Origin of the sequence: Clostridium sp. (assembly GCF_036569345.1) — a bacterium.
Taxonomy (GTDB): domain Bacteria; phylum Bacillota; class Clostridia; order Clostridiales; family Clostridiaceae; genus Clostridium_AD.
The window spans coordinates 1-15,746 of the sequence record NZ_DATCQT010000055.1 but is presented as its reverse complement, the minus strand read 5'-3'; the positions used below and the strand labels follow the sequence as shown (position 1 = coordinate 15,746).

Below are 15,746 nucleotides of genomic sequence, written 5' to 3'. Positions count from 1 at the left end.
TAACATAAACTGAAAATTATTTTCAGTTTATGTTGCTTTTTATGTCTTATTTCACATAGATAGATTCATACATTTCCTTTATTAGAAGATAAATATTTGTTTTCCTAGTAATAAAGATTAGTCTTGCACTGTTTTTATTCATTTGGGCTGTTAGCTTATAATAATAGGAGTGACTAAGATGACTTACATCAACATATACGATAGAATAATTATCTAAGAAGGATAAGTTGGTTCCTAATTTATCAATATCCAGAAATCGTGCTGTAGGTAGCAAATCCTTAAGTTTATTAACCAAAGAAATTTGACCACTAATAAAAACAAGTTTTTCTTGAGAAAGTCCTTTTATCATTTCATCAATATTTAGGCTGTCTATATCGGGTACAACGGCATTATCCAGCTTGAAGAGCATTTCTCTTAAACTTAGAAGTTCTTTATCATTATTTTGTCGTTCTTTAAGCTCAAGTACCAATCTCTTGTTTTTAAGATTAAGATCCTCATTTTCATTTATTAGTTTTTCATTTGTATCATTTAATCTAGAGATTTCCTCTGTTAATAACTTATCTTTCATTTCTAAAGAGTGCTCACGTTTGCCAAGCTCATCTCTCTGATTTTTAAGTGAGAAAAATAAATCTTCTTTTGATTTATTTAGATACAATTCTCTAACTTTTCTATATTCTTGTATTAACATTGATATAACTAGAGAGGAGACTATATAAAGGTCCATTTCGCTTTTAGGAATATTAGAATAACGTTGATCATACAAACAATTTTTTATTATGTAGTCAACTTCATTTTCACTAAATTCTGCAACATCGAAAAAGAAGGAGTGAAATCCATTAGCACACAAAAGACGTTGAAAAGCACTATAATACTTTGAGATACCCTGTTTGTCAAGCTGTAATCTCTTATTATTAAGATCGTTAGTATCACATAGGTCTAAATCTTTATTAAATCCTAATTTTTTTGCCTCAAGGGCTTTTATTTCAGCAAAAGCTCTATTTAATTTAATCATTTTTCCATTCAATAAAAAATCTCTTTTAATTTCGTTAACTTGCTCTGTGCTTACCTGTCGATCTAACTGATATTTAATTTCTTGATATACAGTCTGGTTTATAAAATCATCATAACTTTGAGTCATTGCATTGCTTAAACTATCGTTAGGATTCCAATATTTTTCATTTCCATTAATTTTCAAGTATAACAATATTTAAGTTAAGCATTGAACTTCTAGCAGTGTAGGGTTTGAGTTTTGTTTGTCCTATAGGTTTAAAACCTCACCAATTGAAAGTAGATGTTTAATTAGAAGTGTAGTAGTTAGGTGTGGTAAATTGTCTATGTATCTATCATAATAAGAAATAAACTTGAACCAGAGTAAACAAAATAAATGTTTACTTGGTTCTTTTTTTATTACCTTATTATACTAATTTATGTTAAAATATAAGTAAATTTGTAATATTGTAACATAATTTTAGCGTACTGGAGTTGAATTTTTTGAAACTTTTCGATGTTCTTCCAATTAAATTTTTTAGCATCTTGTCTTCTATTAACAAAGAAATATATTCGGATTGTCTATTTATTTTGTATAAAGTAGTAAACACTAATACTTCCTTTGGAGTAGATAGAGAAATAGTGACTCAGACTTTTGTTGATTATTTTGAGAGTCTTGAACAGGTTAATATATTTATGGAAGAGAATGAAACTATGAAGAATTCAAGAGATAGCGCTAATTTTATTATAAGAAAGTTAGATGAATGTGGTTGGATTGATATAGAAACAACAAATAATTATAACCAGATAATAAATTTAAGGGATTATGCTATTTCAATGTTAGGTACTATGGATAAAATTATTAATAATGAAGGATTAGAATATCAAGGGTATGTGTATACCATCTTTTCTATCCTATTTAGTAATGAGAGTACAGAGTATAACGTAATGCTTGAACAAGTATATGAAAATACACATAAGCTAGTAAATGGGCTAAAAACATTAAATTCAAATATAAAGAAATATATAGATCAAATAACCCTTAAAAAGACACCTGAGGAAATTATGAAACTACACTTTGAAGGTTATGCTCAGAATATTGTGGATAAAGGCTATCATCGATTGAAGACATCAGATAATGTAAGTAAATTTAGGCCGAGAATTATAGAAAGACTAGAAGCTGTAAAAAGCGATAAGGAATATCTTAAAATAGTTTGTAAACAAGAGCTTGAGATGGAAAAATATAAAACAATGGACGAGGCTTATGATAAGGTGACCATGGGTCTAAATGATACTATAAATGCTTTATATAATATTGATCAAATTATTGATGAGATAGATAGAAAGAATTTTCAATACATAAGAGCTTCACTTTCTAGGGTTAAATACCTTTTAAATAATACTAGAGATTTAAGTGGGCAGATCACTGAGATTTTAAAGTATATAAGCAGTAGCATTGAAAATGATAATCTAAATTTGAAAGAAGATATCATTTTAGAAATTGAGGAGTTATTTGGATTATTTCCACAAAACTTTATTGATGGAAAATCCTTATACGTTTCAAATGAAGGTAAGAAAGACTTTAAACCGCAGGAAATAGACAAAGCTAATATTGTGTCAAAAGAGCAGCGAGAGCAAAAAATAAAACAACTTAAGGAAAAAAATAAAACTCGAATGTCTAAAGAAAATGTAGATAAGTTTATACTAAATGCACTTGGTAATAATAAAACGATAAATGCCTCAAGTTTAGAACTTAATGAGGTTAAAGATTATATAAGGATTATTTATATAATTATTTATGGGAAAAGTAGACTTGTGCATTATAAAATTAAAAAGCTAAGTAATAAAGTTATTGTAAAAGAGTATAGCTTTAATGACTTTGAAATTTGGAGGAAATAACATGACTACTACAGAAAAATATTCGGAGTTAAATGAAAGACAAAAGGGTGAATTTGCAAGAATTTCAAATAGATTATTGTCAGTTTGTTTTCTTACAAAAAAGAAGGAAGAAAATAAGAAAGATTATTATTTTATAGATAGTCATAAAGAAATTTTTGAGAACCTTTTTAAAACCATAGGATGGGAACTTGAAATTGATGATAGTTACGGGGTTATGCATCTTGTAAATCCTTATAATTATAATAGATATCAGTTTAAACTTTTTGAAAGCATTTTACTCCTGATTTTAAGAATACTTTTTTATGAAAAGCTTCAAGAGTTAACTCTTGCAGAAAATGTGGTGGTGAGAATTGATGAAATTCATGAACGTTTTGCTGCTCTAAAGCTAAGGGATAAACCTATTGAAAAGGGAATATTAAAAAGTACGCTACGATTATTTAAAAGGTTTAATATAATAGATTTTATTGATAATGATATAACCGCTGGCGATAGCAGAATAATAATTTATCCTACAATTTTACTTGCAATAAAAGTTGATGATATAAGAAAGGTTTATGATAAATTAGATACCTATAAAAAAGGGGGTGAAGATAGTGAAGAAGATAACCAGGATGAAGCTGATTAATTGGCATTATATAACTGATTCAACCATTGATTTTAATGGAAGTTCACTTATTACTGGTGATAATGGTTCTGGTAAATCTACTATACTTGATGCACTTCAGTACGTTTTAACTGGAGGAAAGTCTAGATTTAATAATGCGGCTCATGATAAGGCTAATAGAGATTTAATTGGCTATGTACGATGTAAGACTGGGAAAGATAGTAAGCAATATGAAAGAACTGGGGATGTAACTGCACATGTGGCAATTGAATTTTATGAAGAAAAGAAAAAGAAAAGTTTTATACTTGGGGTAGTTATTGATTCTTCAAGCGATCTAAATATACCGAAACACCTTTTTTATAGAATTGAAAATAAAAAAATATCAGATGAATTATTTTTAAGAGGGAATACTCCTAGAAATATTAGTGATTTTAAGGTGAATATTAAAAGCTTTGAACATAGACTACTTAATACTATTCAAGAAACTCAAAGAGATTTCGGACATAGATATGGAGCATTAAATAATAGATTCTTTGAACTTCTTCCGAAAGCGTTGGCCTTTAAGCCCATTGATAATGTAAAAGATTTTGTTTATTCCTACATATTAGATACAAAAGAAGTGAACATTGAGTATCTAAAGGAAAATGTAAGAACTTATTTAGAGTTTGATAAAATTCTACAAGATATAAAAAATAAGCTAGTACGGCTCAGTAAAATTGATTTGATTTATAATGAGTTATTAAGAATTAGTGAGAATATTAGAGTTCAAGAATATATAATCCTCAGGACTTCAAAGGAAATTGAGGAAAACAAATTACAAAATAAAATAATAGAAGAGAAAAATAGTAGTGATTCATATAAAAAGGGGATGTCAAAAGAGCTTACGCAAAGGGAAGAACTTGATAAAGATAAATCTATTGCAGATGAGCTTCATACCAGTCTTTTAAAGAACGATACTTATCAGATGATTAACTTATTAAAAAACCAAATTAATGACTCTAATAATGAATATAGTAGAATTGTTCTTCGTGAAAAAGATTTTGATCAAAATTTAGTTAAGGAAATTGATAGAGCAAAGAAACTATATAATCAGTCTATTGTTATAAAAGGAATTGAAGATTTTATTTCATCTTCAAAAGATTTAATGAATTTATCAACCATTAGTAGTTTTTCAAAAGCATCGATTAATATAGAAGATGAATATAAAACTATGAATGATAAATCGGTAAATAATAGAGCAGAATTAAAAATTAAAAAAACATTGGAGGTTAGTAAATTATCTGATATTGAAAAAGAAATAAGGCTACTTGAAGGCAAAAAACTTGTATATGATGATAACATATTAATACTTCAAAAAGCTATTTCCTTGGGAATAAAGAATGAATTGGGAAAAGACATAGAGCCAAAAATAATCTGTGAATTGTTACATATTAAAGATCCTTCTTGGATAAATGCAGTGGAAGGTTACATGAATACTCAAAGATTTAATTTGATTGTGGATCCACAATATTTCGACATAGCTTTAAGTATATATGAAAGGGTTAAAAATAATAAACACATTCATAGTGTAGGACTTCTTAATACTCAAAAGTTAGATGCCTTTGATACTTGCGCACAGGATAGTCTTGCCTATTTGGTTACTTCAAATAATAAGTATGCAAAGCAATACATTAATATGATTCTTGGAAAAGTTATTAGGTGTAACAAAGCAGAGGATCTAAAGAAATTTCAAAGAGCTATTATAGACACATGTATGGTATATCAAAATAATACTGCAAGGCAAATCAATCCAAATATCTATAAAAAGCCCTATATTGGTGAAGATGCTTATAAGGAGCAACTGAAACAGAAGATTGTTGAAAGAGATGAATGTACGCTTAAAATCAATGAGTTTAGTAAAAAGATTGATATATTAGATAGTACTGTAAATTTACTTAGTGGTTTGCGGCTTGAGTATTTAAGGGAGAATTGCACAATAAAGCTTGAAGCTAATGACAAAAGTAACGAACTTAAGGATAAAAAAGAGCAACTTGAAAGAATAGATAAGAGTACCCTAATTCAGCTTCAGTTTGAATTAGATATGATAATAGATAAAAATTCAAAAACTGTAAAGCAGCTTGATTTGGTTATGAGAGAAAATATTGAGTTATCAGTAATAATAAAGAATCTAAATAAAGAAATAAGTTTATATGAGGAAATATCTACTGAAGCTACTAGTATATTTACTGCTTTTGAAGAAAAAAACATGGATATTATAGCTCCCGCTAAAGATAAATTTTTTGAGGTTACTAAATCTAGAGATTTAGAAAGTGTCAAATCTAGTTTTATAACTACTAAAAAAGGATATCAAACACAGGAAATCAATAAAGATAAAGAACTTTCAGAAGCACAAAGAGATTATAATAGAGATTTTCATTTTGGTGCAGCAGAAGGAACTTCTGGAATAAAGAGTTTTCAAAATGAATATAGGTTGTTAAAAGACAGTAAAGTGATTGAATATGAAGAAAAAATAAAGGTATCTAGGCAAAAGGCTGAAGAACAATTTAAGGAACATTTTGTGTCAAAACTTCAAGAAAATATTTTATCCGCTCAAGGTGAATTTAAAAAATTAAATAATGCTCTTAAAGGAATTACTTTTGGTGAGGACGAATACAAATTTCAGTATATGGAAAGTAAAGACAACAAGAAATTCTATAACATGATTATGGATGATACTAATTTTGGAGGCTTTACCTTATTTACTAGTTCTTTTATGGATAAACATAAAGAGGCCATAGATGAGCTATTTGAAAGAATTACCATTGATGATGAGGAATCTCAAAAAACCCTTGAAAAATTTACAGACTATAGAACTTATATGGACTATGATATTAAGATTCATCACTTGGATGGTAGCACTTCTTCTTTCTCTAAGGTTTGCAGAGAGAAAAGTGGTGGTGAAACTCAGACTCCTTATTATGTTGCAATTGCAGCCTCGTTTGTTCAACTCTACGATGGGACTCACCAAGATGAGTCAATTGGAGTTATATTATTCGATGAGGCCTTTGACAAAATGGATGAAAATAGAATTGAAAGTATGATGAGCTTTCTTAATAAACTAAATTTACAAGTTATTATTGCAGCACCTCCTCAAAAAATAGAAAGTATCGACGGTCATGTTGGAACTACCTTAGTAATATCTAGGGAAGATACTTTTAGTTGGGTGGAGGCGTTATATATTAATGAAAAATTATAGTAATATTATATTAAATACACTTTTAGATAAATACGAGAAAAGCTCTCTATATAAAGGAAATAATGTTGTAACAGTTAATATTGGTTTTAAAGTAACAAGTAGTAGTCTGCCAGACTATTTTAATGAAATAAATTCTGACTTAAAGGATGAAATAAATGAGTGTTGCTTAAACCTATGTAATAAGGGCTTTGTTGAAATACATTGGAAAAGGTATGAAGAAGGAAATATTATAGAAAAAGTAACTCTTAATGTTCTAAAGCTAGAGGAAATTTATAAAACCTTAAAAAGGACACAAAAGCAGTCAATGGAAGCTGCAGCTATCACTATATTAGAACCATATTTATCAGAGCAAAACTATCTTTCCGATTTTTCAAAAGACATAACTCAAAGGCTTCAAGAAAAGAAAAGTATTAAAAAATATTTTGATATAGAAGATTTAGTAGTTATGAGTGATGTACTTAAAGCAATCCATTTAATAATAAGGCAGGACGTAGAAATTCCCAAAAGAGTTTTTAGTGTATATCATTTTAATGATTCTAAACGTTTAGAAAAAATCGAGTCAAAACTTATTAGAATTATGATTGATTTCGGTGGTTTTGATTCTGAGCTGGATGTATTAGCTGAAGCCAATATTATAAAAAATCCTAGTTATGTGTATTTAAAAGGTAGTGGTATTTTTACTATTAATGACCAAAAAATAGATTTACAAAAACTTCAAGGTGAGATTGGGTTAAGTATTTCTTTAATTGAAAAGCTTGTAGTTAATAAATTAGATGTGAGTCGAATTCTCACTATAGAAAATCTAACTACTTTTCATTCGTATAAATCTCGAAATGAGTTAGTTATTTACCTTGGTGGTTATCATAATTCAATTAGAAGGGAATTACTTGTTAAGTTATATGAGTTTAATATAGAAACACCTTTTTACCATTGGGGAGATATTGATTTAGGCGGTTTTAGAATCTTAAATCATTTAAAGAAAATGACAGGAATCCCTTTTAAGGCGTATTTGATGGATGGTGAAACTTTAGTGAAGTATAAAGATCATTTAAAACTAATAGATAAAGAGTCTTATTTGGATAGTCTAAGAGGAATGCTTCAGGATAGTGATTATGAGGAACATTTTGAAGCCATAAAGTACATGATTGAGAATAGGGTTAGATTGGAGCAAGAGGTAGTGGATATAGTTTGAAAGGCAGTATGAAACCTTTTAAGGTGAAAAATAAAGAAAGAGGAGAACTATAATATTGAATATTGAAGAAAATCTTATTCTTATAAAGGATGAAGATAAAACAGATAGGGTTATTTATTGTGAAAATAGTAAGGGCAAGTACAGGGTTACATTTGATAACCAAAAAACATATACATATAACTACAATAACGTTAAGTGGATTAGACATCCTATTGAGATAAATGCTGAAACTACAATTATATATGAAAATAATCATCCTATTTCTGGTGCTGTTAAAATATTCAAGTTTGAAGAGCATGTTAAAGTGTGCTTTAAAACTGGTTATAAAAAACTTTACCATATATCCAATATAAAAATGGAAGAATCCTGCTTGAAAAATAAATCTTCAAGTAATTGTTTTGAGTATTTAAAGAAATTAGCAGTAAAGGTTAGTATCACTTTAAATGATGATAGCAGTTTTTTGAGCAAACAGTATAATAAAATAAAAAATATTAGTCCTAGAAGTGTTTTATCAGCATATTTAACTCCACAAGATCTTGAAAAAAGAATATATGGGAAACAAATAATATTTCCATTTGGTTTTAATCTTAGCCAAAAGAGTGCAACAGAAAAAGCTTTAACTTATCAAATAAGTATTATTGAGGGGCCTCCTGGAACTGGTAAAACACAGACCATTTTAAATATTATTGCAAATGCTATTATTAATAATAAAACTGTTGCAGTTGTTTCTAACAATAATTCAGCCACCGCAAATGTACTAGAAAAGTTGGAAAAGTATGGAGTGGGTTTTATTGCAGCATATTTAGGAAATAGAGAAAACAAAGAGAAATTCTTCGCTTTTCAGAATTCTTCTTATCCGGTTATGAACGATTGGAAGATAGAGAAGGAGCAGTTAAAGACAGTAAAAAACGACTTAGTGGATTCTCAAAAAAAACTTGATGACCTGTTAGATAAACAAAATAAAATAGCCAAGCTAAAACAAGAGCTTTCTGAATTATCGGTTGAGATAGAGTATTTCAACAGATATTATGAAGAGAAAAAATTTAATATAACTTCTTATCATTCTTTATTTAAGCAAAACTCAAATGAAGTAATGTCATTACTGTTAGAGTACGAAATCATTATAGAAAAGCATGGTGTATTTAAATTTAGGCATAAGCTGAAAAACTTAATTAGGTATGGTATCACAAGCTTTAAATTTTATAAGAACTCTAGTGAAAATATAGTAGAATATTTTAAAAAAATCTATTATGAACTAAGAATAGAAGAGTTAAATGAAGCTATTAACTTATTAAATAACATATTAGAAAAGGCTGATTTTGAAAACCTAATGAAAGTATACAGTGAAAACTCCATGGTAGTGCTTAAAGCTAATTTAGCACGGAAATTCATAACAAAAATTAGTAGACCAAGATTTTCAATAGATGCACTATGGAAAAACTTTGAAGATTTCCAAAAAGAATATCCAGTAATACTCAGTACTACTCATTCCTTAAGGAGCTGTGCAAGTGAAAACTATTTATTTGATTATGTTATTGTGGATGAAGCATCACAGGTTGATATAGTAACTGGTGCACTAGCCCTTTCTTGTGCTAAAAACACAGTTATTGTTGGGGATTTAAAGCAACTACCTAACATTGTATCTACAGAAATTAAAAATAAAAGTACTATGATTTTTGAAGAGCACAACTTAGATAAAGCCTACAGCTATGCTGAAAATAGTTTATTGTCTTCAATAACTAATTTATATAGAGATATTCCGAAGACCTTACTTCGAGAACATTATAGATGCAATCCTAAAATTATTGGATTCTGTAATAAAAAATTCTATAACAATGAGTTGGTAATATTAACCGATGAAAGTTTAGATGAAAAGCCGCTTTTAATATATAAAACAGCTACGGGAAATCATGCCAGAGGGAAGCTAAACCAAAGACAAATAGATGTAATACTTGAGGAAATAATACCAAAATTAAATTTAGAGAAATCTCCTAAAGCTGTGGGCATTATTTCGCCTTACAGATTGCAAACAGAGGAGTTAAAGAAGTTAATTAAAAATGAGAGTATTGAAGTTGATACAGTACATAAATTTCAAGGAAGAGAAAAAGATACTATTGTTTTAACTACAGTAGCAAATGAAATAAATGATTTTATAGATGATCCTAATCTTATAAATGTTGCAGTATCACGCGCAAAAAACAAGCTAATTCTTATAGTTTCTGATAGTAATATATCAACAGAAGATAGTAATATAGGAGATCTAATAAAATACATACAATATAATAATTTTGAAATTATTAATAGTACCACATTTTCAGTATTTGATTTGCTTTATAGCAGTTATTCTAAAAAACTAATAGAAGTATTAAATAAGAACAAAAAAGTTTCTGAATTTGCTTCAGAAAATTTAATGAATATGGTGATTGAAAAGGTTCTAAGTAGAGATGAGTTTAAAGCTCTTGATAAGGTATTACATCAACCGCTTAAAATGTTGATCAAAGATACATCTAAGTTAACAGAAGTGGAATATAAATTTGCTATGAATATTTTAACTCATACTGATTTTATAATTTTTAGTAAGATAGATAAGATGCCGGTGCTTGTGGTTGAAGTTGATGGGTATGCTTTTCATGCTAATAATAAAGTACAATTAGAGCGTGATAAAATGAAGGATGAGATACTTAGAAAATATAATATATCTATTTTAAGGGTAAGTACAAATGAAAGTGGAGAAGAGTTAAGGCTATATAACAAGCTTTGTGAGGTTTTAAAGATTAGAAGTGATTTAGGTATTATTTAAATCAACGAAATAAAGTGTGACTAATTGAAATAGGGGTGAAATTATGAATTCTAATGTAGAGAAGATCTTTGAAAAACTCCCAAAGCAATGGGTGGTTAAGAGGTGATCCATATTTATGGGATGATTTAAAAAAACATTTCTCACATGCTACTATTCCATTCTCAGAAGTGAGTTTTCGAAATGAGATGTATAGTATGTTTGAAAAATTCAGTGGAAGTAAGTTTGATTCTAAAGAGTATATCCATATCCAACAGTATAGTCATGGAGGAATGTCAAGTGGTATGATTGACCCAGGATTTTGGCTCAATACTGCACTTCCTTTCATACTTAAAAATAGGTGAGTACCCTATAAAAATTTAGAAAAATACCCTTATATCACATTTGTAATATAAGGGTATTTTTTAGGCTCTTTTTTAGAATGTCCTTGACACAGGATCCATCTTATATACTATAAGCATTTTACATTGTATAATTAAGGTAAAACAGAGAGTACAAATATATAGGTTGGTGCTAATGTAACAAAATGGTTATAAATAAAATTCATAAAAATAATGGATTACACGGAGTTGATATTATGAACTATACAGAAGTATACAATAAATTAAATGAAAATGGATTTAGTCAGAAATGTATATTAGTTAAAGGAAATTCAGCAAGTGGCAAAACAACTCTTGCAGTTTCTAAATACAGGGATCTGATAGACAATAAAAACATTAAAAGTTCAAATATATTATGCTTATTTATGAACAAATATCAAAATATAACATGGACCAAAGATATGATTTTTAATACTTCAGGTGAGATTAGAAAAAGTTCCTACTATGGATTTATCAGGAGAGAATTATCCCTCTATTGGCCTTATGTAACTCAGAATTGCACGGATATAAAAATTAATATATTGAAGCCTGAATTTGCATCTTTTGATGCTACCAATTATGCTATGAAAGCCTTAGTAGAACATTTTAGAAAAGCCAAAGGATACTTTCAAGATATAACATCAACCTCTTCAAAAATAGCATCAGATTTAATTTCTAATATTAATAATGCTGCATTATCGTTAGTTCCTTTTGATGAAATAGGAACTAGGTTTTATAATTCATTAGAGGTAAAGGATTTCTTAATTAAAGAAACTTACAATCAATTGGATGAAGTAACTAGGTATTATATTTCAAAATTATTGTGTAATGGTGTTGTAGATTATGGACTGTCCTTTTATTTATATAATAATTATTTGCTTCATGATCCAAGATATAATAGTATAAATAATATAAAATATCTTATAGTAGACGATATAGATGAGGCATCACCAGCAGAGCAAGAATTAATATTTAAGATTATTAATAATGTGGATAAGGCATATTTGTTTTATAATCCTAAAGGCGGAATGTGTAGTTATTATGGAGCTAATACTGATTATTTGAAGAGTAAATTAAACCTTGAGTATCACGAGATTACTTTAGATAATCATTTTTGCTGTTATGATGATTTTATTAACCTTTCTAGAATAATAGATAACAGGGCTCACAATCTCTTTATGGAAGATAAAATAAATGAAGATGTACCAGCCTTTATAGATATGACATCACAATTAAGATCGGAAATGGTCCAAAAGATATTAGTAAAAGTTGAAGAGCTCTTAAAGCAGGGACTTATGCCAAAGGACATAGCAATAATATGTCCATTTAATGATTTCATTATTTCCTATGAGCTTCAGAAAAAAGCAAAGGAATTAGGTCTATCAGTTATGGAGACTTCAAAAAGAGATAGATTTATAGACAATGAATATTTACACCCCTTAATAGTACTCGCGGTATTGTGTAATGATTACAAAAGTATAAGTTTAACAAATGAAGATTATAAAAACTTTTTCTCTTTTATGCTAAGGCTAGATGTTATTCGAGGGTCTTTGCTATATCCTTTTGTAAATGAAAGTGGGTTACAAGATCTTAGCGCAGAAATTGAAGATAGAGTAGGTGGCGAGGCAGTAGGCAGATATAATGAGTTAAAACACTGGATAGAAAATTATAAAGTTAATTTAATGGAGCTCAAGGGTTCGCTAGGAGAATTTTTCAGAAATGCATTTTCACAAGTGCTTATAGTCCTACCAAAAGTTAAAGAACATATAGAGGACTATATAGGTTTATATGAAAGCTGCGAAGGTTTCATAAATACTTTAGATAAATTAGAATTTAAAGGGAAATCTTCAGAGGAGAGGTTTATAGAATTTATCCGAGGCGAAGGAAGTGGATTTTATTCGATGAATGAGATACAAGAAATGTTATTACAAGATAATAGTATAGTTTTAACATCTCCTTATACCTATTTGACCTCTAATTTAAGTAGTAAGGTTCAGATTTGGACAGATATTAACAGCAATATGTGGTCTCCTAGAAATGCTCACGAGTTATCAAATTCTTATGTATTAAAGAGTAATTGGAATATTGATGATATGTATACCGAAAAGGAAGAAAATAATAATGTTTATGGAATTCTAATGTCTGTAGTTAATTGCCTATTAAGAAAATGTAGAAGTGAATTATACATATATGGTAGTGAATATTCTTTAAGTGGATTCCAGCAAGAAAGTAAATTTGCAGATATACTTATAGAAATATTAAGCGAAAGAGGTGAAATCAATGACAAAGGAGATAATTACAGCGACGAAGACGATGAGTACAGCGACGAAGACGATGAGTAATGAAGGTATAAGTAATGAAGTTAAAGAAATAATTTATAGAGATGACCAATTGCCTATAATGCAATATCGAGGGGGAACTATGGCAGTTCCAGCAGTTCCAGGAGCGGGAAAGACTTTCATAATATGTAATCTAGTATGTGAAATTATAAAAGATAAAGTTCATAAACCAGGCAAAATACTTATTGTAACTTTTATGAACAGTGCAGTTAACAATTTTAAACATAGAATCTCCATGGTGTTACAAAATAAGGGGATAAATGCAAGCAACGATTACGAAGTCATGACTATCCATAGTTTAGCACTAAAAATCTTAAAAGATAGACCGGATGTAATGGGGGTTAATGAGGAATTTAAAATATTGGATGATGTTAATAAAAGTTTATATTTAAATAATTGCATATCAATGTGGCGAAGGAAGGGAGGAGAGACTGCTTTTAAGAGTATGATATCGGATAAAGCCTTAAATAAATATGCAGGGAAACAAGATATGTGGTGGAATGATTTTTTTGCAACAGTGGATACAATTATTGGTGAATTAAAGATAAATGACATTTCTCCTGAAAAATTAAAAGAGGACATAAAATTATTAGATCAAAATAGTATCTTAGCACATATATCTGAAATTTATGATACCTATACTAAAATCTTAAAAAGTGAAGGGTATATAGATTACAATGATTTGCTAATTCTTGCGTATAAACTTTTAAAAACTGATGGTACAGTTAGAGAAAAGTTACAAAAAAAATATACCTTTGTCTTTGAAGATGAATGCCAAGACTCTAATTTAATTCAAGGGAAAATACTAAGTTTAATTTCTGAGAAAAGTGGCAATTTAGTAAGAGTGGGGGATGTTAATCAAAGTATAACAGGAACATTTACAGCGTCTGATCCTAAATTTTTCAGGGAGTTTTGTGGTAATGCAAATAATGCATTCAAAATGTTCATGGCAGGGCGTAGTACAAATCATATTATTGATTTAGCAAATGAATTAGTTAAGTATACAAATTATCAACATGGTGAAGAAAAATGTAGAAGTGCATTAGTAGATCAAAAGATTAAAAGTTTGGATGATAAGGTTGAAAAAATCGGAGATAACTATGGTATAAGCACTATGATGTGTAATTCAAGACAAGAAGAAACTAAAAAAGCAGTTCACGTGGCTATGAAATTTAAAGAAAAATTCCCTAGTAAAACCTGCGCAATATTAGTTCCTTTTAATAATCAAGTTAGAGAAATAGCAGATATGCTTAGAACTTATAATATTGAATGTGATGAGTTATCAAATAAATCAGATAAAAAAATTAAAGTTACGAATACACTAGGATATATACTTCAATTTATTTCAAAGCCGCAGGATAGTGTTATATTTAAAGATCTAATTAAGAATGTGTTTATAGAAGAACATAATGAAGAAAGTGAAAAAATGTTCGATTTTATTTGCGGTTATGATGTTGAAAAGCTTATATACCCAAGTGGAGGTAAGATAAATGAACTGGATATTCCAGGTGAAATATTAAATTCTAAGGTGTATAAACAATTTATAAGTTCTATGGATCTAATTAAAACAATATTTGAATATCCTCAGACACATTTTGATAAACTGATTTTATATATTAGTGACGTTCTAAACTTTGGTCTTGAAAATAGAGCAATGGCAGAGGCCGTTTCCTCATATGTTAGATATGCTTCTAAAGATAATAGTGAATTTTCTTTAGCTTATGTAGCAGAGCAATTATTAGATGGAAAGAATAGTATACTGGACCATATTTCAGGTATAATATATGACTTAGAGGGATATGAACCTTCCCCTGATAGAGTAACAGTATCAACATGTCATAAAGCTAAAGGGTTAGAATGGGACTGCGTATTAATATTAAATATTACTTCTTATCAATATCCTTATATGACAACCGATAAATTTAAAGACTATTATTATTTAAAGGATGAATTTAAAAACCCTACAGTTCTTTGTAAAAACGAAATTGCTAAAATTCTAGGTAATAATATTTGTGAAGATTCATTAAAGGAAGCTAAAATACAGATAATAAATGAAAAAATAAGGCTTTTATATGTAGGGATAACGAGGGCTAAGGAATATTTAATTTTAATGGCAACACAGTCTAATGAAGGAAAATGGAATGAAGATAAACCATCAAAGTATTTTTATGTTCTTCAAGATTACATAAATAGTCAAAGGGGTGCTTTAAATGTTAGACATTAGAAAATTAAATCATGTCTACTATAGTCAAAATCTTTTAAATACTTTTGATAAATGTCCTTTTAAATTTAAAATAAAATATTTGGATAATATCAGATGGAAAAAAGATTCAA

The 15,746-nt window shown here is 28.6% G+C and carries 9 protein-coding genes; 8 read left to right on the top strand and 1 reads right to left on the bottom strand.

Annotation, left to right across the window (positions count from 1 at the left end; all coding sequences use genetic code 11):
• Positions 1-46: 46 nt before the first annotated feature.
• A complete protein-coding gene (locus VIM70_RS05290) occupies positions 47-1,195 on the bottom strand; it encodes a hypothetical protein (RefSeq protein WP_331944690.1) in 1,149 nt (382 codons plus the stop codon).
• Positions 1,196-1,491: 296 nt separating this feature from the next.
• On the opposite strand from VIM70_RS05290, the gene VIM70_RS05285 reads away from it, so the two are divergent.
• From VIM70_RS05285 to VIM70_RS05250, 8 genes are all read left to right on the top strand, one after another.
• On the top strand, positions 1,492-2,886 hold the full coding sequence (locus VIM70_RS05285) for a Wadjet anti-phage system protein JetA family protein (protein ID WP_331944689.1): 1,395 nt from the start codon (positions 1,492-1,494) through the stop codon (positions 2,884-2,886).
• Position 2,887: 1 nt separating this feature from the next.
• Positions 2,888-3,511, top strand: a complete 624-nt coding sequence (locus VIM70_RS05280; RefSeq protein WP_331944688.1) for a DUF4194 domain-containing protein — start codon at positions 2,888-2,890, stop codon at positions 3,509-3,511.
• Positions 3,480-6,725: an ATP-binding protein gene (locus VIM70_RS05275; RefSeq protein ID WP_331944687.1), complete on the top strand. Its 3,246-nt coding sequence runs from the start codon at positions 3,480-3,482 to the stop codon at positions 6,723-6,725. The genes VIM70_RS05280 and VIM70_RS05275 overlap by 32 nt, the downstream gene beginning before the upstream one ends.
• Entirely contained in the window at positions 6,712-7,917 is a 1,206-nt protein-coding gene (locus tag VIM70_RS05270) for a Wadjet anti-phage system protein JetD domain-containing protein (protein ID WP_331944686.1), read from the top strand. Before VIM70_RS05275 ends, VIM70_RS05270 begins: the two co-directional genes overlap by 14 nt.
• Before the next feature lie 55 nt (positions 7,918-7,972).
• Entirely contained in the window at positions 7,973-10,717 is a 2,745-nt protein-coding gene (locus tag VIM70_RS05265; RefSeq protein ID WP_331944685.1) for an AAA domain-containing protein, read from the top strand.
• 68 nt (positions 10,718-10,785) lie between these two features.
• Positions 10,786-11,058 (top strand): hypothetical protein, encoded by a 273-nt coding sequence (locus VIM70_RS05260; protein ID WP_331944684.1) that lies wholly within the window; start codon positions 10,786-10,788, stop codon positions 11,056-11,058.
• A gap of 233 nt (positions 11,059-11,291) precedes the next feature.
• On the top strand, positions 11,292-13,415 hold the full coding sequence (locus VIM70_RS05255; protein WP_331944683.1) for a hypothetical protein: 2,124 nt from the start codon (positions 11,292-11,294) through the stop codon (positions 13,413-13,415).
• The gene (locus tag VIM70_RS05250; RefSeq protein WP_331944682.1) at positions 13,354-15,636 is read left to right on the top strand and encodes an ATP-dependent helicase; all 2,283 of its coding nucleotides are present in this window, start codon (positions 13,354-13,356) and stop codon (positions 15,634-15,636) included. Before VIM70_RS05255 ends, VIM70_RS05250 begins: the two co-directional genes overlap by 62 nt.
• Positions 15,637-15,746: the final 110 nt, after the last annotated feature.

Excerpts from the sequence above, each read along its gene's own strand:
- VIM70_RS05280 (WP_331944688.1), top strand. The coding sequence starts at position 2,888 with ATGACTACTACAGAAAAATATTCGGAGTTAAATGAAAGACAAAAGGGT.
- VIM70_RS05270 (WP_331944686.1), top strand. The coding sequence starts at position 6,712 with ATGAAAAATTATAGTAATATTATATTAAATACACTTTTAGATAAATAC.
- VIM70_RS05255 (WP_331944683.1), top strand. The coding sequence starts at position 11,292 with ATGAACTATACAGAAGTATACAATAAATTAAATGAAAATGGATTTAGT.
- VIM70_RS05250 (WP_331944682.1), top strand. The coding sequence starts at position 13,354 with ATGACAAAGGAGATAATTACAGCGACGAAGACGATGAGTACAGCGACG.